The following is a 26411-nucleotide window of genomic DNA, read 5'->3' on the forward strand; positions in this document are numbered from 1 at the left end:
TTCCCGGCCCCGATTTTCCTGTCCGGCTGCCCTTGCGGCGCCTAGCATCAACAACATCCCTACCCCGTCAGCAGCACAATGATCCTCCGGAAAATCTACCTTTATCTCGATCCCGACGAGTTCCCCAAGGAAGTCGCCATACCTTTCGGCTTCAGGTCGCGATACGCGTGCAATTTCCTGGAAAGGAGGCTTAAACCCCTTCGATTTCATTCAACTGGATTCAACAGGATTATTATTCAAGGATCAGCACTTCAAACCAGTATAAAGATCGTCAAGGGCTCGAATGCAATCAGCTCACCAGTACCATTCCAGATCGATCACTACGAAAAATTAAACAACAACGATCGCCACGAATTCTACCTTTCAATGATCGAGCGTGGACTCAATACAGTCTCCCTTCGCCCCCCCATTCCAACACCGGAACTAACGGAAGCAATCGACCTTTTCAGAAATTCCGGATATAAAAACGAATGGACGCACCAAACAAAATATTATAGAGAAGACGGACTCCGGGCATCGCTTCTATGCAGGCTCACGCCGGATTTATTCTCGCTCACCCTCAATGCGACCCAGGGCCGCGAGATCATATTTGAAAACACAATACTTGAAACAAAACCCGATGAACTCATATTCGCGGATCAATTCAAGAGCCTCGAACGGCACAAAGACAGCATCATAGTGAGAGACAAATTCGGAAATATTTTTTACCAGACACCCAATATATAGGCGTGCGAATGCATGCATAAAAACTCAAAATCACCACCAAATGAAAGAACATCCACTACCTTGTTCTTAAACCCAAAGAAGACCTTTCACCATTGCCCATATGCGCAACCGACCGGTGATGTGCTTCTTCAACATCTGCTCAAGCGAAGACACCTGGGATTCCCCTGATCTGAGCCAAAATTGCCCGTTGTTCCAAGCGTTCGCCGGCATGGTGGTGACGTCACACTGGCTCCCGTAATCAAGCACAGCCTCTCCGTCGAAGAAGACCGGGAAGCAATCGAACGGTTCGAGCTGACCCACATGCGGGGAAGTCACGACCTGCAGGACAGGCCTATTCGACATTTCATCACCCGGATAGATCGGGACGACCTCAAATTCGAGGTGTTTCCCGATCTTTGGCCGGATCGACAGGCATTAAGCCCCCTGACACGCAGATTGCCCGAGTGGCTGCGCTAGCCGTCGGCGGTTCCAACGGGCAATCCGCTCCCAGTGCCAGGCTTGGCATGGTCTGGCACTACTGCTGCGCGTGCAGGTCCCAGGCGGTGAGATAGTCCGGGTCGACCACGATCATGCCGCTGTTGCTCATCCGGTACTCTCCCGGCTGGGCCGGCAGGTACTGGTCGAGCATCGGCGGCAGATAACGCTCGTGGCCATCGTTCTCGTCGGCCAGCACCACGCCTTCATCGGCACTGATGCGCAGCACCGTTCCCGCGTACTGCTCCAGTCCCTGCACCTGGCCGTCGCCGCCGTAGCGGGTCACCCCGACCAGCACCAGTTTTCCGATCATTTCCTCGACCTTGGCATCGTCCAGGGCCGGCAGCATTCGTTCGTATTGGTCGCTCATCGGTGCACCTCCAAAGCCTGCAGGATCATCATGGACAAGCCAGCCTCCGCGCTGCGAAGGCCATCGGGCAACGCAGAGGACAATCTGGCGGGCGTATGTCTGTATTGCAGGGCCGGCAAGAGCATGCCGGGACCGCATCGGGTGAACAGTGGCAGATGCTGTGGGTGGCGGCCATCCGTGCCGGCAAAGTGGCCGTATCAGACCAGGGTCAACACCACGCGTTGCATTGCATGCAGGGTAAAGCGTGACAGCTGCGCAGTTGTTGCATGACGGCCTCCTGTTGAAGGTCACACGCGAAGTTGATGCTCCATGGACCCGATGCTGACATCGCGCGCGGAATGGTCAAGTGAAGAATGCGCACCCGTTCACCTTTTGTAACGCATTCGGGTGCCTCGATTACGCTTAACCTCTGCTTCATCCGGCTGGCCCTAGGGTCAGCCTTCAATCTGCAAGGAACGCACATGCCCCGGTACGCATTCATACGACCGTGGACGCTCGCACTTTCAGCGGCCACGCTCTGCGCCTGCGCACATGCCGCCGACCGCACGCCGACTTCTCAAGGAACCGACACCATGGCCCCCGCCGTATCCGAGACCACTTCGCCCTCACCGCTCAATGCCGAGCAGTTGCTGTTGCGCCTGCTGGACCTGATCAAGGCCACGACCTCCACCCGCGAGCTCACCGCCGAGCGCCTGTCCGCGGTAATGCAGGCGCCGGCGCAGGTCTTCGGCCCCGGCCACTTCGGCTATGGCGGCACGCTGACACCGGAATGGGGCTATGGACTGGAAGTGCAGCGGGCCGGCACTGCCGACGCGCGGCTGGACCTGAACTTCATGGACACCAGCAGCGATCGCAAGGCCTCGGCTGCGGCGATCTGCCAGGTCGACTTCAACCACTTCGCTTCGGCACTGGATGCCGCCGGCTTCAAGCGCGAGACGGTGCGCGGCGAACACGGCCGGGTGATCTACGACCGCTTCGATCGACCGCAGCTGAGCATCAAGGTCGACACCATGCCCGAGAACCCTCACTCCCTCGGCGACGCCACGCATGCCTGCGTGCGTCTTGTCACCGTGCAGTAAGGGGAGCCATCAATGACGATCCTTTCCGCAGAAACGGAACGCCTGCTGGGCGAGTTCGCCGGCAAGACCGACGTCACCAGCGACCAGGTCGACAACCTGCGCAACGTCATCGCGGGCTCGCCCGTGCTGGCAAAGCAGGTGGACGCCGCCATCGCGGCAGGCTATCTGGAACGCTTCGAACTGTTGCCCGCCACAAGCAACGCGGGCGGCACCTACGAGACCGGCACGAAATCCATCAACCTGCCCGCCAACAGCTTGTCGACCCCGGCGGCCCCGGACAGGTTCGACGCGGCCGAGGTTGCCTTTGTGCTCGGTCACGAGATCCAGCACGGCTTCAACGATGCTGATGTCGAGCGCGCCTACGTGCAGTTCGAAGCCGACGTGGAGCAGGTCGCGGGCCGTACAACGAGCCATGATTACACCGAGGCCATCGGCACCCTGCTCGCGGCCAACCGCCGCGATGAGGCTTCTTCGAACATCGCAGGCTGGAATGCGCTGGTCAGCCAGGTACGTGCCAACAACCCGGACGCCACCCTGCGCGACCTGTATGAAGCCAGCACCCGCTCGACAGATGTCATCCAGTCGCGACCCGGCCCGCCGATCACCTATGCCCCGCACCCGGAGCTGACCCTCAATGCGGACCTGACCATCTCCCCCACCGCAGCCAACATCGAGGGAATGGCCAGGCACTATTACGATCAGGGCGTCAGCACCGGCCTGGGCCATCATGGGAATTCGGACTACCAGAATTTCTACGGCGCCCTGGCGATCGGACTGGCCAGCGAATTCGAGGCCGCGAATCCAGCGCCCGATGGCGTCAGCCGGATGGAAGTGAACATGAAGAAGCTGGGCCTGGACGAGCGCCTGCTGGAGCAGAACGGGCTCAACCTCGGCGAGGGCTCGCCCCCGCGCCAGCCCTACTTCGATACCAGTACCTCGCCGTCGACGCTGCGTTACTTCGACCACACTGAGGGCACGCATACGCATGTGCCGATCACCACACAGCATGCGGTGGAGGGCGATGGCTTACCGACGCTGCTTGCGGAAGGCCGTGACCGTTCGCTGCATGAGCAGATCCGCGGCAAGGTAGCGGAGCTGGATGCTGCCAACGGACGCAGTTTCGATGCGTCCAGCGAGCGCCTGAGTGCCAGCCTGCTGGTGCTTGCCCGCGAAAACGGGCTGGACCGGGTCGACCATGTGGTGCTCAGCCGCCAGACCGAGGGTGCGGGCGCGGCGCAGAACATCTTTGTGGTGAAGGGGCCGCTGGATGATCCGGCCTCGCTGCGCGCCTCCTCACCCACTGCCGAGGCCGCCCAGCGTCCGGTGCAGGACAGCCTGGACACGCTTGCCGTGGTCAACCAGCGGCAGGCCGATCAGGCCACGCAGGAACAGGTCCGCGTGCAGGAGCAGCAGCGCGGCGCGCTGACGCACTGACGGGGAACGACATGGAGCCGCCGGGACGCGCCCGGCGCTCCCTTGGCGGCTCCCACGCTAGAATGCGCGCATGCGCACCGTACATGCCCTCCGCTACATCACCCCCTTGCGGGAAGGTGGCTCCCTGCCGGCCGTAGTCGAGACTGACGACGACGACATGGCCGTGCTGAAGTTCCGTGGCGCCGGCCAGGGCCCGAAGGCCTTGATCGCGGAGCTGATCGCCGGCGAAATGGCGCGCACGCTTGGCCTGCCGATTCCGGAGATCCTGTTCGTGGAGCTGGACCGCGAGTTCGCCCGCACCGAGCCCGACCCGGAGATCCAGGAACTGATACGCGCCAGTGAAGGTTTGAACCTGGGCCTGGACTACCTGCCCGGTGCGATCAACTACGACCCGGCGGCGATGCCGGTGAATGCCGACCTCGCCTCACGCATCGTCTGGTTCGATGCGTTCACCAGCAATGTCGATCGCACCACGCGCAACCCCAACCTGATGGTGTGGCACCGCAAGCTATACCTGATCGATCACGGTGCGGCCATGTACTTCCATCACGACTGGGCCAACGCCGGCGATGCCTGCGAAAAGCCGTTCGTGCTGATCCGCGACCATGTGCTGCTGTCGTTCGCCAGCCGCATCGCCGAAGTGGATGCCGAGCTGGCCGCGCGCCTGACCGATGCCGAGATCGAGCGCATCGTCGGCCTGGTGCCGGACAGCTGGCTGGTGGACGAACCGGCGTTCGACAGCCCGCAGGCCTATCGCCAAGGCTATATCAACTATCTCAAGCACCGCCTGAAAGTGCGTGCAGTGTTCGTGCAGGAGGCCATCTGTGCCCACGCTGCACACGTATGACTACGCGGTCATCCGCGTGGTACCGCGGGTGGAACGCGAGGAATTCATCAACGTCGGGGTGATCGTATCCTGTCCCGGCGCGCGTCAACTGGAAGCGGCCATCGAGATCGATCCGGCACGCCTGCACGCCTTCGCGCCAGCGCTGGACCAGGAGGCGTTGCAGCCATGGCTGAATGCGATCGTGGCGATCTGCCGTGGCGACGCCAGCGCCGGGCCGATCGCGCAGCTGCCGGCGCGTGCGCGCTTCCATTTCCTCACCGCCAAGCGCAGTTCGGTCGTGCAGATGTCGAGCACGCATGTCGGCCGTACGGCCGACCCGGCGGGTGTGGTGGAACACTTGATGACGAAGATGGTGCGTGTGCCGGAATAACCGGCACGCATCGCGATCAAAGCGGCACTCTTCGCGCGATGTAGTTGACCACATTGCCGATCGCATCCGGATCGACATTGGCCAGCCCAACGATCACATAGCCCTGCGCGGGTAGCACCACGATGGCACTGTTCGATCCGGGCGCACCGCCTTCGTGGCCGTACTGATGCTCCCTGCCCTCGCCCTGCACCACGAAGCCGAACCCGTACCAGCCCTTGTGGTTCTGCGCCGTGGTGGCCTGCTGCAGCAATGCAGGTGAGACCAGCTTTCCGCTGCGCAGCGCCTCGGCGAACTTCACCATGTCGCTCACCGTGCTGTAGCCACCACCGGCTGACATGCCGCGCCAGGGCAGCGACTTCGTTTCACGGACCCATTGCCCATCCTTCTTCGTGTAGGCGACGGCACGCTGCGGGACGTTCACTGTTTCCGGCTCGAAGCCGGTGCCGGTCATGCCCGCCGGGCCCAGGATGTGCTCTTCCACATAGGCGTAGTACGACTGCCCCGAAACCGCTTCGATGATGCGCCCCAACACGATGAAGCCATAGTTGGAGTAGCCGTCCTGGCTACCAGGCGTGAATTGCGGTGCATCCTTGGCGAAGCGCTGCACATAGTCATCCAGCGTCTTCAGCGACGCGGAATACTGCTCGAAATCATCGCCGAAGAAATCACCCAGACCGCTGGTATGTGACAGCAGATGACGTACGGTCACGCCGTTGGCGACCGTCCTGTTCGGATAGTCCGGCAGATGCTTGCTTATCGTGTCATCAAGGCTGAGCTTGCCCTCCTGCACCAGCTGCAGGATGGCCACTGCAGTGAACATCTTGTTGGAGGACGCAAGGCGAAACTGCGTATTCACGCCCACTGGAATGCCAGCGGTGCGATCGGCCTCGCCACCGCGCCAGTCCAGCAGCACCTTGCCGTTCCGTGCCACCTGCAACGCACCCGACAGCGCGTCCTGGGCCCGCAGCGCCTCCAGCCTTGCTGTGGCATCGGCCATCAGGGCAGGCAAAGCAACCCTCTCCGGCTTGAGCTTGTCCGGCGTTTCAGTGCCTTCGATCTGGAACTGCTTCAGGTGCGCCGGATTGTCCGGGTCCATGCTGGCCGTCACCCACATCGCGCGCTCGTTCAGCTGGCCCATCACCAGCACCTTCGCGTGACCGGGCGCGCTCTGGCGTGTTTCCAGCACACGCAGCGGGCCGGTGCTCTCGCGGAACTCGAGATAGTCCTTGGGGCTGCTGCCTTCCTTCTTCGCGTAGGTATCGGCGAACGCCTGCAGTTGCTCGAGGCTGCCAGCGTTGAAGGCCGCCAGCCAGTCATCGATGGCGTCCTGCGCACGTGGATGTGCACGCTTGGAAGATGTAGCGCCGATTGCTGGAAAAACCGGGGTAACCAGTAGAACCGAGCAGGCCAGTGCATTGCAGAGAAACAGGCGTCCAACAACCCTCATGGCAGTTCCTTTGCGGGGATTCCTGGACGCATCCTAGACCAAGGATGCGGCCGCCGCATCGACGCCAGGGACTCTGCCGCAACACCTCAACGGTGACGCTGAATGCATCGATGCGCTGCCATCCACTCCGCGCGCGTGGTGGAATGCGCACAGCCCCGGATGCAATGTGAGTGCGAGATCCTTCGCAGTTGATGGAAACCCTGCTACCCGATGGCCCCGCTATCGCCTTGCCATCGTCTGTTCGCTGAATCTCGCCACGCAGAAGTCCAGGAAGCTGCGCAACTTGGGCGTCAGCTGGCGATCGCGCGGATACACCAGGTTGATCCAGGTCGACACCGGTACGTAGTCCGGCAGCACTTCCACCAGCTCACCACGCGCCAATGCTCCGGCCAGCATTTCGTGCGGTTGCAGGATCAGCCCCAGCCCTCCGATGGCGGCGGTCAGCAGCGGCTCGGCCTGGTTGACCATGAAGCGGCTGGACACTGGCACGGTCAGCACGCCGCCATCGGTATCGCGAAAGCTCCAGCGGGTGCGGATGATCGAATGCGCGAAGCCCAGGCACTCGTGGCGGCTCAGGTCATTGGGATGGGCAATGGCCGGGCGCGAAGCCAGATAGTCCGGCGAGGCACACAGGACCAGCGGATACGGCCCCAACCGCCGCGCCACCAGCCCACTGTCGGCCAGATCGCCAGTGCGGAACACCAGGTCGTAGCCGTCTTCAACGATGTCCACCAGACTGTTGGACAGGTTCAGATCGACCTGCACGTCCGGGTACTGCTGCATGTAGGCCACCACCGCAGGGCCCAGCGCGTGCACGCCGAAGGTGACCGGCGCACTGATGCGCAGGCGCCCCATCGGCCGCCCGCGCGCCACTTCAGCCAGCTGCTCGGCCCCCTCCACTTCCTCCAGGATCACCCGCGCCCGCGCCAGATAGGCCTGGCCGAAGTCGGTCAGGCTCTGCTTGCGCGTGGTGCGGTTGAGCAGGCGCACCCCCAGATGCTGCTCCAGCGCCTGGATGTGCTTGCCGACCAGCTGCGGCGACAGGTCCAGTGCCTCGGCAGCGGCGGCGAAGGAGCCGACCTCGGCCACCTTGGCGAAGGTCCGCAGGGGAACGATCAGGTCCATTGCAAACAATTGTTTTTCAATGAAACGCCAGATTACCCCTTATTCTGGATGCAGACTACGCGCACAGTAGCGCTCACCCTTTCGCCGGCGCCCTCGCCGGCCCTTCCTCGGAGCCCCCCATGAGCCAGGTTGTCCGCATCCACGAATATGGCACTGCCGATGTACTGCGCATCGACGATATCGACGTTCCCGCCCCCGCCCCTGACGAAGTCCAGATCCGGGTGAAGGCGATCGGCCTGAACCGCGCCGAGGTGATGTTCCGTAACGGCGCCTACCTGCAGGAAGCGCAGTTCCCCAGCCGCCTGGGCTACGAAGCGGCCGGCGTGGTTGAAGCCGTCGGCAGTGCAGTGAGCGGATTCACCGCGGGCGATGCGGTCAGCGTGGTGCCGCCGCTGGATATCGCGCGCTGGGGCACCTACGGCGAACTGGCCAACGTGCCGGCACGACTGGTAGTCAAGCATCCGCAGGCACTGGACTTTGAAACGGCCGCCGCGGTGTGGATGCAGTACGTCACCGCCTGGGGCGCGCTGTTGGAACAGGCACGCCTGGCCGCCGGCGATTTCGTCATCATCACCGCCGCCAGCAGCAGCGTCGGCTTGGCCGCCATCCAGATCGCCAATGCAGTCGGCGCCACGCCGATCGCTGTGACCCGTGGCCCGGGCAAGCGCCAGGCCCTGCTCGACGCCGGTGCCGCCCATGTCATCGCCACCCAGGAACAGGATCTGGTGGCCGAAGTCACGCGCATCACCGGCGGTGCCGGCGCCCGAGTGGTGTTCGATCCGATCGGTGGTCCGCAGTTCGTACCGCTGACCGAAGCCATGGCGCGTGGCGGCATCCTGCTGGAATACGGCGCGCTGAGCAGTGAACCCACTCCGTTCCCGTTGTTCAACGTGCTGGGCAAGTCACTGACGCTGAAGGGTTACCTGTACTCGGAAATCGTCTCCGACGATGCCGCGCTGGCACGTGCCAAGGCCTTCATCGTGGATGGCCTGGACAAGGGCACGCTGGCGCCGAAGATCGCCAGGGTGTTCCCGTTTGCGCAGATCCAGGAGGCACACCGTTACCTGGAATCGAACGAGCAGATCGGCAAGGTGGTGGTGACGGTGTAATCCAGCGTCATGTAATGGGGGTGGATCACCGCCCCCGTTGCGGTTACCTCGGCAACGCAAAAGCCATCACGTAATCGCCGTTCGGGGTTTCCATGAAATGGTGGCCGCCGGCCATGATCACCACGTACTGGCGCCCGCCCTGCTCGTACACCATCGGGTTGGCTTGGCCTCCCGCGGGCAGGTTGGCATGCCACAACTCCTTGCCGGTCCTCAGGTCGATGGCGCGCAGCAGGTCATCGGTGGCGGCGGCGATGAAGATCAGGCCGCTGGCGGTCACTACCGAACCGCCATTGTTCGGTGTGCCGATCTCGATCGGCAGGCCAGAGCGGATGCCGAACGGTCCATTGCCACGCGCACTGCCGAACGGACGGTCCCACAGCAGCTTGCCGGTGCGCAGGTCGATGGCACGGATGCCGCCATAGGGCGGCTGCTTGCACAGCAAACCGGTGAACGGCAGGCGCCAACCGGCATTGACCTGGATGGCATAAGGCGTGCCCACCTGCGGGTCACCCGCGCCTTCTGCTCCGCCCTTGTCGAACCGGATCTTTTCGCGCGGCAGCCAGCCCAGCCGGTCGGCCTCCGCGCGTGGCACCAGCCGGTTGTAGTTCGGCATGTCGTTGTAGTTGGCCACGATCACGCCGCGGCGCGTATCGATGGACACACTGCCCCAGTCCGAGCCGCCGTTGTAGCCGGGGTACTCGATGGAATGGCGCTCGCTGCTCGGCGGCGTGTAGAACCCTTCGTAGTACGCCTTGCGGAACTGGATGCGGCAGACCAGCTGGTCAATCGGGGTGATGCCCCACATGTCACGCTCGGTCAGGTCATGTTCGCGGCGCAGCGTGTGGTACAGCGAAAACAGCTGGGTGGGGGAACGCTGCTCGGGTTCGACGCCGCCGACCGGCACCTTGCGCTCTTCGGCGGCGGTCAGGAGCTGGCCGTTGCGGCGATCGAGGATGTACATGTCACCCTGCTTGGTCGGCAGCAGGATCGCCGGCACCTTGCCCGCCGCCGTCGGGTAGTCGATCAGGCTGGCCTGCGACCCTAGGTCGTAGTCCCACACATCCTTGCGCACCGCCTGGAAATGCCAGGCCGGCTTGCCGGTGGCCACGTCGATCGCCACCAGCGAGGTGGAATAGCGGTTCTGGTTTTCCGTGCGCGAGCCGCTCCAATAGTCGCCCGCGGCATTGCCCAGCGGCAGGTAGACCAGGCCCAGCGCTTCATCTCCGGTGGCGGTGGTCCACATGTTGGGCGTGCCGCGCGTGTAGGTCTGCTCGCGCGGTGGCAGGCCGCTGCGCTCGGGCTGGTCCATGTCCCACGCCCAGCGCAGCTTGCCGGTGATGGCGTCGTACGCCTGGATCACGCCCGACGGCGCATCGCGGCGCTGCCCGTCCAGCACCTGGTGGCCGGTCACGATCACGCCGCGCACGATGGCCGGCGGCGAGTTGATCGACACGTAACCCGTTGGCACCTCGCCCATGCCCAGGGTGATGTCGACCTGCCCGTTGTTGCCGAAATTCGCGCAGGGGCGGCCGCTGTCCGCGTCCACCGCGATGATGCGACCGTCCAGCGTGCCTTCGATGATGCGCGCCCAGCACGCCGGTCGACTGCCCGGTGCAGCGCTGCGGGTGACGCTGGGAGGCGGTTCCGGCAACGCCAGATCAGCGGCAACATCGGCCAATGCCGCGTCGGCAAGGGTCGGCGTGCTGGGCTGTTCGTAATAACTCACACCACGACAGGCAGCGGTATAGGGAATCGAGGCATCCTTCACCTTTGGATCGAACCGCCACAGTTCCTTGCCGCTGCCAGCATCAAGCGCGATCAGGCGGTTGCGCGCGGTGCACAGGTACAGCCGATCGCCGATCTTCAGCGGCGTGGTTTCCGCGCCCCAGCGCTTCTTCGGCATATCGCCGGTACGGAACTGCCAGGCCGGCTGCAGCGTGGCCACATTGGCCGGGGTGATCTGCTGCAGTGGCGAATAGCGGGTACCCGCATTGCTGCGGCCCCTCGCCGGCCAGTCGCCCTCGGCGGGCTGGTCAGCCGGCTGCAGGCCCGTGGTATCGCGCGTAGGTTCCAGTCCGGCGCTGACCGCGCCTTCCGGGAACGGCTGATGCCCATCCACTTCACCATGCGGCGCGAAAGCCAGGCCGAAGGCGGCCACGAACACCAGCATCAGCACGCCCGCCACGCTGCGCGACAGGCGTTTTGAAACCGGCTCGCGCAGTGTCGGCGCCAGCAGCGCCAGCACGACGCCGAGCGCAGTCACCAGCCCGAGCCGCGGTACCCAGCGCCAGTAGTCGCTGCCCGATTCCCACCAGGTCCACAGCAGCGTGCCGATGAACACCAGCGCATACAGCAGCGCGCCGCTGCGGCGGTTGCCGAACAACAGGATTCCGCTGGCCAGCAGGCCGAGCCCGGCGATGGCGTAGTACGCCGAGCCACCCAGGCTGAGCAGCCACCCACCGAGGCCACCGATGACCAGGCCGAGCACGACCAGCAGCAGTGACAGCACGGTGACGAGGGGATGCCGGGAGGCGCGGACGGGAGCAGGAGCGGACTGCGGCGTGGCGGACATCGTCGATCTCCGGGGGCAGCATGCGCCGTTATCCCACCGCCTGCGTGAAGCGCGCGCGTATGTGTGGCATCCGGATACGACGACGCCGGCACAGAGCCGGCGTCGTCGGGTACCTCAGGCTCGCGGCAGGATCACTCCTGCGCGGCGTCCTCGCTGCTGGCAGCAGCCGGTGCGCCGTCGGTCGTGGCCGGGGCGGCGGCAGCCACCTCGTCCTCGTCCTCGTCGATCGAGGCATCCATGCGCTCCACCGCCTGCAGCTTCTCGTCCTTGGAGAGGCGGATCAGGGTCACGCCCTGGGTGTTGCGGCCGACGCGGCTGATTTCCGAGCCACGCGTACGCACCAGGGTGCCACCATCGGAGATCAGCAGGACTTCGTCGCTGGAGCCCATCAGCACCGCGGCGACCAGCTTGCCATTGCGCTCGGTGGTCTGGATGCCGATCACGCCCTGGGTGCCACGGCCCTTGCGCGGATAGTCCGGCAGCGGGGTGCGCTTGCCATAGCCGTTCTCGGTCGCGGTCAGGATGTACTGAACGCTGGCGTCGTCGGCGCCTTCGATCACCGCATCGCCATTGCCGGCGGCTTCCTCGACACCGCTGTCGTCCTCGTTCTCGTCCTCGATGCCACCGGCACTTTCGGCCACGATCAGGCTGACCACTTCCTCGCCGGCCGGCATCTTGATGCCCCGCACGCCGGTGGCGGTACGGCCCATCGAGCGGACCTTGTCCTCGCCGAAACGCACGGTCTTGCCATTGGAGGCGAACAGCAGGATGTCGCGCTGGCCGTCGGTCAGGCCGACGCCGACCAGCGCGTCGCCCTCATCGAGGTTGATCGCGATCTTGCCCCGCGCCAGACGGAAGGCGAACTCACCCAGCGGGGTCTTCTTGACCGTACCGTTCTTGGTGGCGAAGAACACGAACTGGCCATCGGCGTAATCGCGCACCGGCAGTACGGCCTGCACGCGTTCACCCGGTTCCAGCGGGATCCAGTTGATGATCGGACGGCCGCGGGCGTTGGAGCCCGCTTCCGGCAGCTGGTAGACCGGCAGCCAGAACACCTTGCCCGAACTGGTGAAGGTCAGCAGCGTGTCATGCGTGTTGACCAGCCACAGCTGTTCGATGAAATCCTCTTCCTTGGTCGCCGCCGCACTGCGGCCACGGCCGCCACGGCGCTGTGCGCGGTACACGCTCACCGGCTGCCGCTTCACGTAACCGGCATGCGACACGGTGACCACCACGTCTTCCGGCGCGATCAGGTCGAGGATGTCGAGATCTTCTTCGCTGTGGCGGATTTCGGTACGACGCTCGTCGCCGAACTCGGCCTTGACGTTGACCAGCTCCTCGCGGATCACCTGCAGCAGGCGGTCGGGATCTTCCAGGATGTGGATCAGCCCGGCGATCACTTCCAGCAGCTGCTTGTACTCATCGGTCAGGCGGTCCTGCTCCAGCCCGGTCAGGCGGTGCAGGCGCATTTCCAGGATCTGGGTGGCCTGGATCTCGGTCAGCTGGTAGCCGCCCTCGATCAGGCCCACGCCCTTGGGCAGGTCTTCCGGGCGCGAGGCTTCGGCGCCGGCGGCACCCAGCATCGCACCGACCAGGCCCGGCTCCCACACGCGGGCCAGCATGCGCTCGCGTGCTTCGTTCGGGTTCGGCGAGGTCTTGATCAGTTCGATCATCTCGTCGATGTTGGCCAGCGCGACGGTCAGGCCTTCCAGCACGTGGGCACGGGCGCGCGCCTTGCGCAGCTCGAACACGGTACGGCGGGTGACCACTTCGCGACGGTGGCGGACGAACGCCTCCAGCATCTGCTTGAGGTTCATCAACTGCGGGCGGCCATCGACCAGCGCCACCATGTTGATGCCGAACACCGATTCCATCTGCGTCTGCTGGTACAGGTTGTTCAGCACAACCTCGGCAGATTCACCGCGCTTGATCTCGATGTAGATGCGCATGCCGTCCTTGTCGGACTCATCGCGCAGCTCGCTGATGCCTTCGATCTTCTTTTCCTTGACCAGCTCGGCGATCTTCTCGATCAGACGCGCCTTGTTCACCTGGTAAGGAATTTCAGTGACGATGATCGATTCGCGGCCGTTGTCGGCCACTTCGATATCGGCCTTGGCACGGATGCGCACGCGGCCACGGCCGGTGCGGTAGCCGGCGACGATGCCGGCGGTGCCGTTGATGATGCCGGCGGTCGGGAAATCCGGGCCCGGGATGTACTCCATCAGGCCGTCGACGTCGATTTCCGGGTTGTCGATCAGCGCGATGCAGGCGTTGATCGATTCGCTCAGGTTGTGCGGCGGGATGTTGGTCGCCATGCCCACCGCGATACCGGCCGAACCGTTGACCAGCAGGTTCGGGAACCGGGTCGGCATGACCGTCGGCTCCAGTTCCTTTTCGTCGTAGTTGGGCTGGAAATCGACGGTTTCCTTGTCGATGTCCGCCATCAGCTCATGCGCCAGACGCGACATGCGCGCTTCGGTGTATCGCATTGCCGCGGCGGAGTCGCCATCGATGGAGCCGAAGTTACCCTGGCCATCGACCAGCATGTAACGCAGCGAGAACGGCTGTGCCAGGCGCACCAGCGTGTCGTACACCGACTGATCGCCATGCGGGTGGTACTTACCGATGACGTCACCGACGATACGCGCCGACTTGAAGTAGGGCTTGTTGCTGTGCGCGTTGAGTTCATTCATCGCGAACAGCACGCGGCGATGCACCGGCTTGAGGCCGTCGCGCGCATCCGGGAGCGCGCGGCCCACGATCACGCTCATGGCGTAATCGAGGTAGCTCTTGCGCATCTCGTCTTCCAGGTTGACCTGGATGATTTCCTTGGCGGTTTCTGCCATTCGGGTTCCGTTGTCTGGTAGCGGTCCAGTCCGGCGCAGCCCCCTGCGGGAGGGGGTCGTGCCGGAACCTCGATTCAACCTGCGGATATTACCACAACAGGCCGTTTTCCGCCTCCCTTTACGGGTATTTTACCTGCACAAATCAGGAACTTAGAGGGTTGCCGACCCGCGGCCGGCACCACCGGGGGCGGAGGTCACGCGGCCCCTCCCCCGCGCGTCAGCCGCCGAAGGCGGCGCGCATGTTCTCCGGGGTCGGGTTCAGGATCACGCCGCGCTCGGTCACGATGGCATCGATCAGCTCGCCCGGGGTGACGTCGAACACCGGGTTCCAGGCAGCGATGCCCTCTGCCACCGTGCGGGTGCCGCCCACGCCGTACAGCTCGCCCGGATCGCGCTGCTCGATCTCGATCTGGCTGCCGTCCACAGTCTCCATGTCCACCGTCGAGGACGGCGCCACGACCATGAACTTCACGCCGTGATGGCGGGCGGCGATGGCCAGCTGATAGGTCCCGATCTTGTTGGCGGTATCGCCGTTGGCGCAGATGCGGTCGGCACCGACGATCACCCACTGCACAGCGCCGGTCTTCATCAGGTGCGAGGCGGCCGAATCGGCGATCAGCGTGGCGTCAATGCCATCCTGCTGCAGCTCCCACACGGTCAGGCGCGCGCCCTGCAGCCACGGACGGGTCTCGCCAGCGAACACGCGGGCAATGCGGTGCTGGGCCATGCCGGCGCGGATCACGCCCAGCGCGGTACCGAAGCCCGCAGTAGCCAGCGAGCCGGTATTGCAGTGGGTCAGCACGCCGCTGCCGGCCTCGATCAGGCCCGCGCCCAGCGCGCCCATGTGGCGGTTGGCGGCCAGGTCTTCCTCGGCGATGGCCTGAGCTTCCGATTCCAGCAACACCTTCCAGTCGGCGCCGGCGACGTTCAGGCAGCGACGCATGCGCGCCAGCGCCCAGGCCAGATTGACGGCGGTCGGGCGCGATGCGTTCAGGCGCTGCAGCGCCGGCTCCAGCTGCTGCAATGCATGCGCCCCATCGGCGGCCTGCACGTCACGTGCGGCCAGCACCACGCCCCAGGCCGCGGCAATGCCAATCGCCGGCGCACCGCGCACGGTCAGTGCGTGGATGGCGGCGGCAACCTCGTCACTGTCATGGCAGACCACATGCTCGACCACGAACGGCAGCTTGCGCTGGTCCAGCAGTTGCAGGGCATCGCCGGTCCAGAGGATCGGGCGGATGTGGTCATAACGGGCGTAGTCGATGTCGGAGGCAGTGTTCATGGGCCCATTGTAGGGCCACGCCCCCCGTGGTTGGAGCCTGCCCGGGCTCAATTCACCGAGAATTCGGCGCGGCAGCCGCCGTCCACCCAGATCCCGTTGCGGTTCCAGCCCCAGGTGTTGCCTTCCTCGCACGGGGTGCTGGACAACTGCTCGGTAACGACCGCGCCGACCGAAATGCTCGCCCCACAGAAGCGGCGCTTCTTCGACTTCGACTCGCAGGTCAGGCGGCGTGGCACGTCGACAAAACGACCGTCCTCGTCAGCCACTTCGAAATCGCCCTGGCAACCACGGCTGGTCCAGACTTCATTGCGCTTGTAGCCCCAGCCCTGCCCTTCGCGGCACGGCAGCACCGACAGCTGGCGCAGCAGGCGCACCGGCGCCCCGTCCAGGCGCACCGGGCAACTCTGCGGGCGGCCATTGGATTCGCAGCGCACCACACGGCGGACCAGGCGCTTGCCTTCCGTTGCCGCAGGCGCTGCACCTTCCGCACGACGCGCACGGAACTCGGCGCGGCAGCCAAGGGTGACCCACACGCCACTGCGGTCGGTGCCCCATTCGCTGCCACGGATGCAACTGTTGCTGGACAACTGGCGCACAAGGTCGATGCCATTGCTGACGTCGATATCGCAATGCACCCAGCCCATGTCGCGCGATTCGCAGGTCACCACTTCGCCGTCATAGCCCGCCTGCTGGGCCGACGCCGATGACGGCAGCCAGGCACCCCAGAGCGCGATGGAGTACACCGGTGCAGCGACAACCGCAAACCACTTGACCAAAGCCTTCCCCAGCAGGAATGGATGAACTGCGTGCCAGTGTCCGGCATCTGCCGTGATAAGAGCATCATCCTGCTTGCCGAAGCAAGCGCGGAAACGCGGAATTCCGTTCAGTCTTCGATGTTCAGGAACGTGCGCACCGCGCTCACGCGTGGGCGAAGTCGTAGGCCAGCACATCGGCGATACGCGGCGTGCGGCTCATCGCCATCAACAACCGATCGACACCCACCGCCACGCCAGCGCAGGCAGGCATCGATGGCAACGCCGACAGCAGCGCCTCATCCACGGACGGTTGCACCTGGCCGCGCTCGTGGCGGCGCTGCAGATCACGCTGGAATCGCATGCGCTGTTCGTGCGCGTCGTTCAGTTCGTGATAGCCGTTGGCCAGTTCCACCGCGCCCAGATACAACTCGAAACGCTCCGCCAGCGGCGGCGTGCCGGCACGGATGCGTGCCAACGCGGCTTGGCTGGCGGGCCAATCGTGGACCACGGTCATGACCGCGTCATCGAAACGCGGCTGGATATGATGGGTCATCAGCAGATCCAGCCAATCGTCGCGGGTCAGCCCGACGGGATCGACATGCACGTCACCGAGCGCGGCACGCAGCGCGGCCTGGTCGGCCTCGAACGGATCCACGCCCACGTACTGCTGGAACAGCTCGCGGTAACCGAGCACACGCAGCGTCGCACTGCGCCCGACCAGGGCCAGTGCCTGGCCGACCAGTTCGGCGGTTTCCCCTACCAACCGATGATGGTCCCAGCCGACCCGGTACCACTCCAGCATGGTGAATTCCGGGTTGTGGCGACCACCAGCCTCGCCGTTGCGGAACACGCGACCCAGTTCGTAGCAATCGCCAACACCGGCAGCAAGCAGTCGCTTGAGCGGATACTCCGGCGAGGTGCGCAACCAGCGGCGGCGCCCGCCCGCGTCGACGTGGCCGGTGAAATCGGTATGGAAGCTGTCGATGTTCGGCTCGGTGTTGCCCGCCACCGACAGGATCGGCGTTTCCACCTCCAGCACATTGCGCTCGGCGAAGAAGCGGCGCACCAACGCATTGAGCGCGGCACGCTGCTGCAGCGCGCGCAGCAGGGCCTCGCTCACAGGATGCCCTCCGGGCGCGGATGGTCCAGCGGCAGGGTCAGCAGATCGCGGGTATCGTCGATGTAGCCGCTGGCCAGGTACAGGCGCCGGGCCAGTTCGTTGTGGTGGTTCACTTCCAGGCGCAGGCGGCTGACGCCACGCCCACGAGCGCGCTGTTCGCAGATGGCCAGCGCCTGCTTGCCGCGGCCGCGGCCGCGCGCGCGATGGCTCAGGTACAGCTCGTCCAGCAGCATGAAGTGGCCGCCCTGCTCCAGGCTGAAACCCATCGCGATCACTGCGTAGCCCACCACCTCGGCGGCCTCGTCCAGCCACAGCAGCACCTCGCCATTGCGCGGATCGGCCAGCAGCGCGTCCACGCCGCGAAGCACGCGCGCGTCGTCGAAGTCGATCTTGTCTTCGGCATAGAACTCGCGCATCAACGCGATCAACAGTTCTTCGTCGGCACGGGTGGCCAGGCGGAAATCCAGCGGAGCGGTCTGCATCGGTGTTCCTTTGTGTTTCATGCCGGGCGCCAGGCACCCGGCGGGGTCATCATTCGTGTTCGGCGAGGTAGGCCAGCAGGCGGTCTTCGTCCCATACCGGCACGCCCAGCGACTGCGCCTTGTCCAGCTTGGAGCCGGCCTCGGTACCGGCCACCACGAAGCTGGTCTTCTTCGACACGCTGCCGGAGACCTTGGCACCCAGCGCTTCCAGGCGTTCCTTGGCGGCATCGCGGGTGAGCTGGGCCAGGGTGCCGGTCAGCACCACGGTCTGCCCATCCAGCGGGCCGGCCACGATCTCGGCCAGCGCCGGCGCCTTGGCCAGGATTTGCTGCATCGCCTTCTCGGCCGCCAGCAGCATCGCGCCATGGCCATCTGCATCGAGCCACGCAGCCAGGCCGCGTGCAGTGTCATCGGGCAGGCCGGCGTTGACGAACTGGCCATGCTCGGCGTCGAGCACTGCTTGCGCGCCGGAAAGCGCAGCGACCAGTTTTTCGGCGCGCAGGCGGGTGATGCCAGGGATCTCCGATTCGACCAGCAGCTGCGCCAGATCCAGCCCTTCGCGCAGCTTGGCACTGGGCGCATGCACATCGCTGATGCGCACCTGACCGACCTGCAGCAGGTCATCGATGGCCTGCTGGTTGCCCTGCTGCTCGAAGAAGTGGCCCAGCGAACGCGCCACTTCGCCGCCGATGTCCGGCACACGCTTGAACAACGGCCACGGCAGGTGGCGGATCAGCTCCAGGTCACCAAACCACTGCGCCAGCGCCTTGGCCGTGCTCTCACCCACGTGCTCGATGCCAAGCGCGAACAGCAGGCGCTCCAGCGTGGCCGCGCGGCTGGCGTCGATTGCCGCAATCAGGTTGTCGGCCCACTTGGTGGCGATCTTCTTCGTGTTCCATTCGAAGCTGGCCGGCTGTGCCAGCGCCTGTGCGCGCCAGCCCGGATCGTTGCCATCCAGCTTGAGCACCGCATTGAGCACCGCGCCGCTGCCTTCGGCCGGCAGATGCAGCTTCAGCGCGGCCGCCAGTGCCGACGGATCCTCGGCATCCAGCACCAGCTTCAGATGCAGCAGCTGGTCACGGTTGAGCCGGTACAGATCGGCCACGCTTCTGACGATGCCGGCGTCGACCAGGGTTTCGATGTACTTGTCGCCGAGGCCGTCGATATCCATTGCACGACGCGAAGCAAAATGGGCAATGGCCTCCTTGCGCTGCGCCGGGCAGGACAGTTCGCCCGAGCAGCGCCATGCGGCAGCACCTTCCTCGCGCACGATTTCCGAGCCGCACACCGGGCAGCGCGTCGGCATCTGCCACGGCGTGGTGCCCGGCGGGCGGCGATCAAGGATGACGCTGACCACTTCCGGAATCACATCACCGGCGCGGCGCACGATCACGCTGTCACCCACGCGCACATCCAGGCGTGCGATCTGGTCGGCGTTGTGCAACGTGGCGTTGGACACGATCACGCCTGCCACCGCCACCGGCGCCAGCCGCGCGACCGGTGTGGCTGCACCGGTGCGGCCGATCTGGATCTCGATCGCCTCTACCGTAGTGCTCTGTTCCTGTGCCGGGAACTTGTGCGCGATGGCCCAGCGCGGCGCACGCGAAACGAAGCCCATGGCCTGCTGGCCGGCGCGGTCATCCAGCTTGTAGACCACGCCATCGATATCGAACGGCAGGCCATCGCGGCGCTCACCGATATCGCGGTAGTAGCCGAGCAGGCCGTCGGTGCCTTCCACCACCTTGCACAACTCGCTGACCGGGAAGCCCCAGGCACCGAGCTGGGCCAGCGTGCCCGAATGGGTGTCCGGCAGCTCGCCGCCCTGCACTTCGCCGGTGCCGTAGGCGAAGAAACTCAGCCGGCGCTGCGCACTGATCTTCGGATCGAGCTGGCGCAGCGAACCGGCCGCCGCGTTGCGCGGATTGGCCAGCACCTTGCCGCCCTGCTGGCGCGCACGCTCGTTGTAGGCCTCGAAGTCGGCGCGGGCCATGTAGACCTCGCCGCGTACTTCCAGCACATCCGGCCAGTCCTTGCCGTGCAGGCGCTTGGGAATGTCACCGATCTCGCGCAGGTTGGCGGTCACGTCCTCGCCGGTACTGCCATCGCCACGGGTCGCGCCGAGCACGAAATGACCGTCCTCATAGCGCAGGCTGATCGCCAGGCCGTCCATCTTCGGCTCGGCCGAGAACCGCAGGCTGCGACGGCCCAGGCGCTCGTCGATGCGGCGTACGAAATCCGCCACTTCCTCGTCGCTGAAGGCATTGGACAGCGACAGCATCGGCACCGCGTGGCGCACTTCCGGGAAGCGGCCGGACGGGCGCGCACCGACCTGCTGGGTCGGGCTGTCGGCACGGGCCAGCTCCGGATGCTCGCGCTCCAGCGCTTCCAGCTCGCGCACCATCCGGTCGTAGTCGACGTCGGGGATCTCCGGCGCGTCCAGCTCATGGTAGGCGCGGTTGGCCTGGGCGATCTGCCGGCGAAGGTCTTCGGCGCGTTCGGCGGGGCTGGGGCTCATCGGGATCCGGTGGTTCTGGGATGGCCGGGGATTCTACCGCGCCCGACCGTCAGGCCCTGTAACGCCGCCGCCTTTTAGAGTCGAGCCAAGCTCGACTGCGCCTTTCCGTAGAGTCGAGCTTGCTCGACTGGCCTTCATGCACGGCCAAAGCAGTCGAGCAAGCTCGACTCTACAAAAGACGGCTTGCCGCCCATCCCCACCGGCGCTAGCGTGCGACGGTCTTCCCTTCGGAATCCCACCCGTGACCCTGCCTGCCTCCCGTCGACGCTTCCTGCAACTGGCCGGTGCTGGCCTCGCCGTCGCCGGCACCGGGCTGCCGCAGCTCGGCCATGCCCAACCCGCGACAGCCGCCGCCCCAGCCCCTGCCGAAGGCGCCGTACTACTGAACTTCAACGAATGCCCGTACGGCCCCTCGCCCGCCGCCCAGCAGGCGGCGCGCGACAGCATCGCCAGCTGCGGCCGCTACCGCTTCGAACTGGCGGGCCAGGTACGCGACGCCTTCATCGAACAGGCCCGCATTCCGGCTGATCACGTGCGGCTGTATCCGGGTTCCAGCGAGCCGCTGAACCGCGCCGCCGTGCTATGGACCGGCCCGCAGGCGGGGCTGGTAGTGGCCGACCCGACCTTCGAGACGCTGGGCGAGGTCGCCGCCGCACACGGTGCACACGTGCAGAAAGTGCCGCTGCGCGAGGACGGTGCACACGACCTGCGTGCGATGGTCGCCGCCGCACACGCACGCCCGACCGGGCTGCTGTATGTGTGCAACCCGAACAACCCGACCGGCTCGATCAGCCCACCGGATGAGCTCGCCTGGCTGCTGGCCCACAAGCCCGCTTCCACCCGCGTGCTGTTGGACGAGGCGTATCTGCAGTACAGCGAACAGCCGAGCCTGATCGCGCAGGTGGCGCAGCGCGATGACCTGATCGTGTTGCGCACGTTCTCCAAGCTATATGGCATGGCCGGCCTGCGCCTGGGCGTGGCGACCGCACATCCCGACCGCCTGCGCGAGCTGGCCAGCCTCGGCGACAACCCGCTGCCGGTTCCGGCGCTGGCGGCGGCACTGGCCAGCCTGCGCGATCCGCAGTTGATGCCACAGCGCCGCCTGCAGAATGCCAAGGTGCGCCAGGCTACCATCGCATGGCTGGGCAAGCGTGGTTTCAGCTGCGTGCCGTCGGAAGCGAACTGCTTCGTGGTCGACGTGCAACGCGATGGCAGCGCGTTCGCCAAGGCGATGGCGGACAACGGCGTGGTGATCGGACGCAGCTGGCCGATCTGGCCACAGCGCGTGCGCGTGACCGTCGGCACCGAAGAAGAAATGGCCGCGTTCCGCCATGCGTTCGCGAAGGTGGCCGGCGTACCGGCCTGATCCTGTTGGATGGGGTGAACCTTGGTTCGCCCCATCCACGCATGGCGTGGATCTACTGTTGTGGGTGCCGACCGTTGGTCGGGGTGGGTGCCGACCGTTGGTCGGCACGCCATGGCGCTTACCAGCGCGGGGTCTTGGTCAGCGGCGGGGCCTGGTGCTGGCGGTCGTAGGCGCGCAGCTCGTCACGGATGTGCGCGATGCGCTGGCGGCCCAGGGCATTGCGGCTGTCATCCAGCACCACGCCATCCAGCAGTTCAGCCATGCGCTGCACGGTCGGCAGCATCTTCTCCCAGGCGTCCAGCGCGGTCAGCGGCGCCGGCAATGTCAGGAAGAAGGCGATCGCCGGCGTTTCCATGGCACGGATGTTGGCCATGTCGAAGCTGCCCGGCTTCATGATGCTGGCCATCGAGAAGATCGGGCCGCGCTCGGGATGGCCTTCCACCAGGCGGTGGAACACGTTCATGTGGCCGAACACCAGGCCGGTCTTCTCGGCCGCCACCACGATGTCTTCGCCACGCAGCTGCTCGCCGGCCCGGGCAGCCACGAACAAGGAGACAATCTTGTCGAAATCCTGGGTGGCGCGCTTGCCGAGATCACTGGCGCCCGGGTCGGTTTCGCCCAGACCAAGTTCGGCCTGCTCGCCTTCCGTGCCCATGCCCGGTTCGACGCGGCCATCGGCCACGGCGACGCCGTCTTCGCCCAGTACCGGTTCGCGGCGCTCGCCGCTGGTCGGTTCCGCTCCTTCCACGCGGCGCCCCTGGGGCTTCTTTTTCGGACGGCCAAACAGGAAGATCGCGGCGATCAACAGCAGGCCGGCGGCCAGGATGCCGATGCGCAACAGTGCCGTGTCGGACATTCGATAGGTTCTCCGGCTAGTTCATTCAGGTAACTAGGATGGCACGTCAGGCCGCGCCCGCCAATCGCGCGGCTTCTTCCAGGTCCACGCTGACCAGGCGGCTGACGCCCGGCTCGCGCATGGTCACGCCCGACAGCTGGTGCGCGGCCTCCATCGTCGCTTTGTTGTGGCTGACGAACAGGAACTGCACCTTTTCGCTCATCTCCTTGACCATGTTGGCCAGGCGGCCGACGTTGGCTTCGTCCAGCGGCGCGTCCACCTCATCCAGCAGGCAGAACGGCGCGGGGTTGAGCTGGAAGATGGCGAACACCAGCGCCACCGCGGTCATCGCCTTCTCGCCGCCGGACAGCAGCGAGATGCTGGACACGCGCTTGCCCGGCGGACGCGCCATGATGGTCACACCGGTGTCGAGCAGGTCTTCACCGGTCAGTTCCAGGTAGGCGTGGCCACCACCAAACAGGCGCGGGTACAGCGCCTGCACGCCAGCGTTGACACGATCGAAGGTGTCCTTGAAACGACCGCGGGTCTCGCGGTCGATCTTGCGGATCGCATCTTCCAGGGTTTCCAGCGCCGTGGTCAGGTCGGTGTGCTGCGAATCCAGGTAGTCCGAGCGCTGCGAAGCCTCGCCGTATTCGTGGATGGCGGCCAGGTTGACCGGCTCCAGCCGGCGCATGCGGCCATCGATCTGGTGCACGGCCTGCTCCCAGTCGCCCAGGCGGGCGTCCTCGGGCAGTGCGTTGAGCACGTCCTGCAGCACGAATCCGGCCTTCTCCACCGCGCCCTGCAGGGTGTCCGCGCTGAGCACCAGCGCCTGCTGGTCCAGCTTGCGCTGCGAAATACGCTCGCGCTGGGCCAGCGCCTGTTCGTCGCGCTGGTGGCGGGTCTGCTCGTAATTGCGCAGCTCGGCGTCGATGCCGTCCAGCAGCGTGCGCGCCTCGGTCAGCACGCGATCGGCCCGCACGCGCTCTTCCAGTGCGTTCTGGTGCTCGGCCTGCAGCAATTCGACCGGCGAATCACCTTCATCCAGCTGCGAGTGCAGTTCGCCCAGTCGCGAATCCAGCTGTCCGCGCTGGGTACCCATGCGTTCCAACGCCTGGCTCAGTGAAGCCAGCTGCGCCCGCTGCGATTCCAGGGTCAGGGCCAACGAGTGCGAGCGCTCGCGCACCGCTCGCGCGGCGTCTCTGGCCAGGTCGCGGGCCTCGGTCAGCTGGCGGCGCTCGCCCTCCAGCCGTTGCCGGGTCGATTCCAGGTCGCCCATGCTGCTGACCGCGTTCTCCAACCGCGAACGCGCTTCACGCGCCTGCTCGTTGTTGGCTTCCAACGTTTCCTGCAGCTGCTTCAGTTCACCTTCGATGCGGTCGATGCGCGTGCGCGCCGCCTCCACCTTGCCCTGCTGTCCCTGCAATTGGCCAGCCAGTTCAGAGACCGCACGATGGGCCTGGTACAGCCCACGCTGCGCGTCTTCGCGCTGCTGCTCAGCGGCCTGCAACTGCTCACGGAAACCACTCAGCTGTTCTTCCAGCTCGGCCTCGCGGTCCTGCAGCTGCTCGATCTGCTCGCGCAGCTCGTTGATCTCGCGCTCGCGCAGCAGCGCGCCCTGCTGGGCCGCACCGGAGCGCGATACGCGCAGCCAGCCCTGGCCCAGGCGCTCGCCGCTCTGGGTGATGATCGAATCGCCTTGCGGAAGACTGCCCTGCAACACCTTCGCCTCGGACAGGTCCTTGGCTGCGTGCAGGTGTGCCAGCAGTCGACGGATCGCTGCCGGGCCACGCACGCGGGCCGCCAGCGAGGTCGGCGCGACCTTCAGGTCCGCGCCATCGTTGGCAACCAGCGCGATGTGGCCCTCGCCCAACTCGCCAAGGGCATCGACCAGGCTGGCCGGATCATCAACCAGCACGCCTTCGATCAATTGGCCCAGCGCGCTTTCCACCGCATTTTCCCAGCCGGCGTCGACATCCAGCCGCTCACCGACACGCGCGGCCGAATCCAGCCCGCGTGCCTTCAGCCAGGCCACGGCGGCGCCCTGCTCCTGGCCAAGCGCGGCCTGCTGCAGGGTCTCCAGCGAGGCCAGCCGGCCACGTAGGCCGTTGACCTGCTTGTGCAGCTCGGCCAGCTCGTTCTGTCCGTTGCGCTGCTGTTCCTGCACGGCCGCCACGCCCTGCTTGCGCAGCTCGACGTCTTCGCTCAATTCATCCAGCGCAGTCTTCTGCGTGTCGTGCTGCAGGTGCAGCTGCTCGAAGGCTTCTTCCAGCGCGTCCACGTCCAGGCCGGCGCGTTCGGCGGCCAGCGCTTCACGACGCCGATCAGCGTCGAGGATCTGCTTGTCCAGGTAGTCCACGCGCGTGCGCTCGACATCGCCGGCGCGCGACGCCTCCGAACTCTGCGAGGTGTGCTGCTCCCAGCGCTGCTGCCAGCTGGCCAGCCGGTCCTCGGCCTCGCGCAGGCTTTCCTGCTTGATCTCGTTCTCTTCCTGCAGTTCTTCCAGCTGCGGGGTGGCGGCCTCCACCGCCTCGCGCAGCACCATCAGCTTGGCCTCGTCGCCGCTGATGTGCTGGCCCAGTTCGGCCAACGCCTGGCGGGTCTCGTCGCGCGCCTTGTGCAGGCGCTGCGACAGCTCGCGCTGGTGCTGGATCTGCTGCTCCAGGCGCGCCAGCGTGCTGCCGACCTGATAGACCGCAGCCTGCGCGGTGTTGAGCGCGTCGGCGGCCTCTTCGCGTCGAACGCGCGAGGTCTCGATGCGGGCCTCGGCATCACGCTGATCGGCGATCAGCTGCTGCAGCTTGGTCTCTTCCTGCGACAGCCCTTCGCGCAGCTTGGACAGGCGACCGTCCAACCCGCGGAATTCCAGGGCCTTCCACTCGGCATCCTTGACCCTGCGCTCTTCCTGCAGGGCCTGGTACTGCTCGGCCTGCCTGGCCTGGCGCTTGAGGTGTTCGAGCTGCTTGCTGATCTCGTCGCGCAGGTCGCCCAGCCGGTCCAGGTTCTCGCGGGTGTGGCGGATGCGGGTCTCGGTCTCCTTGCGGCGCTCCTTGTACTTGGAGATGCCGGCCGCCTCTTCCAGGTACACGCGCAGGTCTTCCGGGCGCGCCTCGATGATCTGGCTGATCATGCCCTGCTCGATGATCGAGTAACTGCGCGGGCCCAGGCCGGTGCCGAGGAACAGGTCGGTGATGTCGCGGCGACGGCACTTGGTGCCGTTGAGGTAATAGTTGCTGGTGCCGTCGCGGCTGACCGTGCGCTTGACCGAGATCTCGTTGAACGAGGCGTACTCGCCGGAAATCGTGTGGTCGGAGTTGTCGAAGATCAGCTCGACCGTGGCCTGCGACACCGGCTTGCGGGCATTGGATCCGGAGAAGATCACGTCGGTCAGCGAGTCGCCACGCAGGCGGCTGGCCGAACTCTCGCCCATGACCCAGCGCACGGCGTCGATGATGTTCGACTTGCCGCAGCCATTGGGGCCCACCACGCCGGTCATGTTGGTCGGCAGGTGCAGGGTGGTCGGATCGACGAACGACTTGAAGCCGGACAGCTTGATCGTGGAAAGACGCATAGGGGTTCCGGACTGGGGCCGGCAAGCGGCCTGCGTTTACCCTCCAAGTCATTGATCCTGCTGGGATCGATGCCCGTGGAACGGGT

At 65.6% G+C, this 26411-nt stretch carries 19 protein-coding genes; 7 read left to right on the forward strand and 12 right to left on the reverse strand.

The annotated features are described in order from the left end of the window. Positions 1 to 78 precede the first annotated feature (78 nt). The gene (locus tag V3B25_RS01085) at positions 79 to 726 is read left to right on the forward strand and encodes a hypothetical protein (RefSeq protein WP_329809853.1); all 648 of its coding nucleotides are present in this window, start codon (positions 79 to 81) and stop codon (positions 724 to 726) included. Between the two features lie 514 nt (positions 727 to 1240). Here V3B25_RS01085 and V3B25_RS01090 read toward each other — a convergent pair. Then, positions 1241 to 1570, reverse strand: a complete 330-nt coding sequence (locus V3B25_RS01090; RefSeq protein ID WP_006376346.1) for a hypothetical protein — start codon at positions 1568 to 1570, stop codon at positions 1241 to 1243. A gap of 572 nt (positions 1571 to 2142) precedes the next feature. Between V3B25_RS01090 and V3B25_RS01095 the strand changes: the two genes are divergently transcribed. The 4 genes from V3B25_RS01095 (at position 2143) to V3B25_RS01110 (ending at position 5300) form a co-directional block, all read left to right on the forward strand. After that, positions 2143 to 2649 (forward strand): hypothetical protein, encoded by a 507-nt coding sequence (locus V3B25_RS01095; protein ID WP_329809854.1) that lies wholly within the window; start codon positions 2143 to 2145, stop codon positions 2647 to 2649. 12 nt (positions 2650 to 2661) lie between these two features. Further along, complete coding sequence (locus V3B25_RS01100) at positions 2662 to 4083, forward strand: XVIPCD domain-containing protein (RefSeq protein ID WP_329809855.1); 1422 nt, start codon at positions 2662 to 2664, stop codon at positions 4081 to 4083. A 70-nt stretch (positions 4084 to 4153) separates the two neighbouring features. Next, positions 4154 to 4930, forward strand: coding sequence for a HipA family kinase (locus V3B25_RS01105; protein WP_329809856.1), 777 nt, complete (start codon positions 4154 to 4156; stop codon positions 4928 to 4930). Further along, positions 4908 to 5300 (forward strand): DUF3037 domain-containing protein, encoded by a 393-nt coding sequence (locus tag V3B25_RS01110; RefSeq protein WP_329809857.1) that lies wholly within the window; start codon positions 4908 to 4910, stop codon positions 5298 to 5300. Before V3B25_RS01105 ends, V3B25_RS01110 begins: the two co-directional genes overlap by 23 nt. A gap of 16 nt (positions 5301 to 5316) precedes the next feature. On the opposite strand, the gene V3B25_RS01115 is transcribed toward V3B25_RS01110, so the two are convergent. Together V3B25_RS01115 and V3B25_RS01120 are read right to left on the reverse strand one after the other, a co-directional pair. Continuing rightward, on the reverse strand, positions 5317 to 6747 hold the full coding sequence (locus tag V3B25_RS01115) for a serine hydrolase domain-containing protein (protein ID WP_329809858.1): 1431 nt from the start codon (positions 6745 to 6747) through the stop codon (positions 5317 to 5319). A 219-nt stretch (positions 6748 to 6966) separates the two neighbouring features. Beyond that, positions 6967 to 7872 (reverse strand): LysR family transcriptional regulator, encoded by a 906-nt coding sequence (locus V3B25_RS01120; protein WP_049422087.1) that lies wholly within the window; start codon positions 7870 to 7872, stop codon positions 6967 to 6969. Positions 7873 to 7991: 119 nt separating this feature from the next. Here V3B25_RS01120 and V3B25_RS01125 point away from each other — a divergent pair, with 119 nt between their 5' ends. Further along, positions 7992 to 8981 carry a zinc-dependent alcohol dehydrogenase family protein gene (locus tag V3B25_RS01125; protein ID WP_329809859.1) on the forward strand — a complete coding sequence of 330 codons (990 nt, stop codon included), beginning with the start codon at positions 7992 to 7994 and terminating at the stop codon, positions 8979 to 8981. 43 nt (positions 8982 to 9024) lie between these two features. On the opposite strand, the gene V3B25_RS01130 is transcribed toward V3B25_RS01125, so the two are convergent. From V3B25_RS01130 to ligA, 7 genes are all read right to left on the reverse strand, one after another. After that, complete coding sequence (locus tag V3B25_RS01130) at positions 9025 to 11553, reverse strand: membrane-bound PQQ-dependent dehydrogenase, glucose/quinate/shikimate family (RefSeq protein WP_329809860.1); 2529 nt, start codon at positions 11551 to 11553, stop codon at positions 9025 to 9027. 131 nt (positions 11554 to 11684) lie between these two features. Further along, positions 11685 to 14399 carry a DNA gyrase subunit A gene (gene gyrA, locus V3B25_RS01135; RefSeq protein ID WP_329809861.1) on the reverse strand — a complete coding sequence of 905 codons (2715 nt, stop codon included), beginning with the start codon at positions 14397 to 14399 and terminating at the stop codon, positions 11685 to 11687. A gap of 217 nt (positions 14400 to 14616) precedes the next feature. Further along, a complete protein-coding gene (gene mtnA / locus V3B25_RS01140; RefSeq protein ID WP_329809862.1) occupies positions 14617 to 15681 on the reverse strand; it encodes an S-methyl-5-thioribose-1-phosphate isomerase in 1065 nt (354 codons plus the stop codon). Between the two features lie 47 nt (positions 15682 to 15728). Further along, positions 15729 to 16457 carry a DUF3011 domain-containing protein gene (locus V3B25_RS01145; RefSeq protein ID WP_032127686.1) on the reverse strand — a complete coding sequence of 243 codons (729 nt, stop codon included), beginning with the start codon at positions 16455 to 16457 and terminating at the stop codon, positions 15729 to 15731. 142 nt (positions 16458 to 16599) lie between these two features. Further along, entirely contained in the window at positions 16600 to 17556 is a 957-nt protein-coding gene (gene epmA / locus V3B25_RS01150) for an EF-P lysine aminoacylase EpmA (protein WP_329809863.1), read from the reverse strand. Continuing rightward, on the reverse strand, positions 17553 to 18038 hold the full coding sequence (locus V3B25_RS01155) for a GNAT family N-acetyltransferase (protein WP_329809864.1): 486 nt from the start codon (positions 18036 to 18038) through the stop codon (positions 17553 to 17555). The genes epmA and V3B25_RS01155 overlap by 4 nt, the downstream gene beginning before the upstream one ends. 49 nt (positions 18039 to 18087) lie before the next feature. Then, entirely contained in the window at positions 18088 to 20559 is a 2472-nt protein-coding gene (gene ligA, locus V3B25_RS01160; protein ID WP_201119375.1) for an NAD-dependent DNA ligase LigA, read from the reverse strand. A gap of 235 nt (positions 20560 to 20794) precedes the next feature. Here ligA and V3B25_RS01165 point away from each other — a divergent pair, with 235 nt between their 5' ends. Further along, complete coding sequence (locus V3B25_RS01165) at positions 20795 to 21919, forward strand: pyridoxal phosphate-dependent aminotransferase (RefSeq protein WP_329809865.1); 1125 nt, start codon at positions 20795 to 20797, stop codon at positions 21917 to 21919. Between the two features lie 118 nt (positions 21920 to 22037). Here the strand turns inward: V3B25_RS01165 and zipA are convergent, their stop codons facing one another. Together zipA and smc are read right to left on the reverse strand one after the other, a co-directional pair. Beyond that, on the reverse strand, positions 22038 to 22775 hold the full coding sequence (gene zipA / locus V3B25_RS01170; protein ID WP_006376490.1) for a cell division protein ZipA: 738 nt from the start codon (positions 22773 to 22775) through the stop codon (positions 22038 to 22040). A gap of 46 nt (positions 22776 to 22821) precedes the next feature. Further along, positions 22822 to 26325, reverse strand: coding sequence for a chromosome segregation protein SMC (gene smc, locus V3B25_RS01175; protein WP_329809866.1), 3504 nt, complete (start codon positions 26323 to 26325; stop codon positions 22822 to 22824). Positions 26326 to 26411 lie beyond the last annotated feature (86 nt).

The organism is Stenotrophomonas sp. SMYL8 (assembly GCF_036320065.1).
Taxonomy (GTDB): Bacteria; Pseudomonadota; Gammaproteobacteria; order Xanthomonadales; family Xanthomonadaceae; genus Stenotrophomonas; species Stenotrophomonas maltophilia_A.

What these genes read in the sequence shown, in the direction of transcription:
- V3B25_RS01085 (WP_329809853.1), top strand. Translation starts at nt 79, where the DNA reads ATGATCCTCCGGAAAATCTACCTTTATCTCGATCCCGACGAGTTCCCC.
- V3B25_RS01090 (WP_006376346.1), bottom strand. Translation starts at nt 1,570, where the DNA reads ATGAGCGACCAATACGAACGAATGCTGCCGGCCCTGGACGATGCCAAG.
- V3B25_RS01095 (WP_329809854.1), top strand. Translation starts at nt 2,143, where the DNA reads ATGGCCCCCGCCGTATCCGAGACCACTTCGCCCTCACCGCTCAATGCC.
- V3B25_RS01100 (WP_329809855.1), top strand. Translation starts at nt 2,662, where the DNA reads ATGACGATCCTTTCCGCAGAAACGGAACGCCTGCTGGGCGAGTTCGCC.
- V3B25_RS01105 (WP_329809856.1), top strand. Translation starts at nt 4,154, where the DNA reads ATGCGCACCGTACATGCCCTCCGCTACATCACCCCCTTGCGGGAAGGT.
- V3B25_RS01115 (WP_329809858.1), bottom strand. Translation starts at nt 6,747, where the DNA reads ATGAGGGTTGTTGGACGCCTGTTTCTCTGCAATGCACTGGCCTGCTCG.
- V3B25_RS01120 (WP_049422087.1), bottom strand. Translation starts at nt 7,872, where the DNA reads ATGGACCTGATCGTTCCCCTGCGGACCTTCGCCAAGGTGGCCGAGGTC.
- V3B25_RS01125 (WP_329809859.1), top strand. Translation starts at nt 7,992, where the DNA reads ATGAGCCAGGTTGTCCGCATCCACGAATATGGCACTGCCGATGTACTG.
- V3B25_RS01130 (WP_329809860.1), bottom strand. Translation starts at nt 11,553, where the DNA reads ATGTCCGCCACGCCGCAGTCCGCTCCTGCTCCCGTCCGCGCCTCCCGG.
- gyrA (WP_329809861.1), bottom strand. Translation starts at nt 14,399, where the DNA reads ATGGCAGAAACCGCCAAGGAAATCATCCAGGTCAACCTGGAAGACGAG.
- mtnA (WP_329809862.1), bottom strand. Translation starts at nt 15,681, where the DNA reads ATGAACACTGCCTCCGACATCGACTACGCCCGTTATGACCACATCCGC.
- V3B25_RS01155 (WP_329809864.1), bottom strand. Translation starts at nt 18,038, where the DNA reads ATGCAGACCGCTCCGCTGGATTTCCGCCTGGCCACCCGTGCCGACGAA.
- zipA (WP_006376490.1), bottom strand. Translation starts at nt 22,775, where the DNA reads ATGTCCGACACGGCACTGTTGCGCATCGGCATCCTGGCCGCCGGCCTG.
- smc (WP_329809866.1), bottom strand. Translation starts at nt 26,325, where the DNA reads ATGCGTCTTTCCACGATCAAGCTGTCCGGCTTCAAGTCGTTCGTCGAT.